Source organism: Dysgonomonas sp. 37-18 (assembly GCF_001899125.1).
GTDB lineage: Bacteria > Bacteroidota > Bacteroidia > Bacteroidales > Dysgonomonadaceae > Dysgonomonas.
In genome coordinates this window covers 1-1000 of record NZ_MKVC01000044.1, presented here as the reverse complement: position 1 = coordinate 1000, position 1000 = coordinate 1, and the positions used below count along the sequence as shown (strand labels likewise).

The following is a 1000-nucleotide window of genomic DNA, read 5'->3' as shown; positions in this document are numbered from 1 at the left end:
GATTATCCGATATTTCGCCTAAAATGATTATCTTTGTAATAACTAATCATAAAAGACATGAATTTACTAAATTTTGTTGCACAATATCCAGACGAAACAAGTTGTAGAGTAAAATTTAAAGAGTATCGCGACCAACAAGGCGTTGTTTGTCCTCATTGTGGCGGAACAAATCATTATTGGAAGAAAGATAAAGAATGCTATGAATGTAAAAAATGCGGTAAACGTCAAAGTTTACGTGCCAATACAGTAATGCATGGCTCACAATTGCCATTTCGTTATTGGTTTATAGCCATTCACTTGCTGACAAGCACAAAGAAAAGCTTTTCAGCGGCTGAACTCCAACGACAGTTAGGTCATAAACGCTATGAACCAATCTGGACTTTGCTTCATAAGCTACGTGAGATTATGGGCAAGCGGGATGAAATATATTCATTATCAGGTGTCATTGAATTAGATGAAGGTTTCTTTTCAACAGAAACTCCTGACGATGAAAAGAAAAAGCCATTGAAAAGAGGTCGTGGAAGTCAGAAAAAAAGCAAAGTCCTTGTAATGGCAGAAAGTCAACCCGTTGAAGGACAAACAACCAAAACAGGTAAGCCAAGACAAGTGGGACATATCAAAATGATTGTTATAAATGACTTAAAATCGGCTACAATAACTTCATTGGTTGAAAACAATGTAACTAAAGAATCAACCATTGATTCTGACGATTCAACTTCTTACGTCAAATTAAAAGATATTGTCAAAGAGCACCGACCACAAGTAATACCAAAAGAAGAAATTGGAAAGGTATTACCTTGGGTTCATATAGCAATCAGTAACGCTAAACGAATGTTACTGGATATTTATCACGATATTAAACCAGAATATCTTCAAAACTACCTGAACGAATTCTGTTACAAATTCAATAGAAGATATTTTGGAGAAAACTTATTTGACAGGCTTATGATAGCCTCGGTTACATACAAAAATCAATTTAGGCAATACAACGGATAATCAT

Annotated in this window: 1 protein-coding gene; it reads left to right on the top strand. The window is 34.9% G+C overall.

Going from position 1 to position 1000, the window contains the following annotated elements; translation table 11 throughout:
• Positions 1-57 precede the first annotated feature (57 nt).
• Complete coding sequence (locus tag BGO84_RS16885) at positions 58-996, top strand: IS1595 family transposase (protein ID WP_291030962.1); 939 nt, start codon at positions 58-60, stop codon at positions 994-996.
• Positions 997-1000: the final 4 nt, after the last annotated feature.

Coding starts and splice junctions, on each gene's coding strand:
- BGO84_RS16885 (WP_291030962.1), top strand. CDS start 58: ATGAATTTACTAAATTTTGTTGCACAATATCCAGACGAAACAAGTTGT.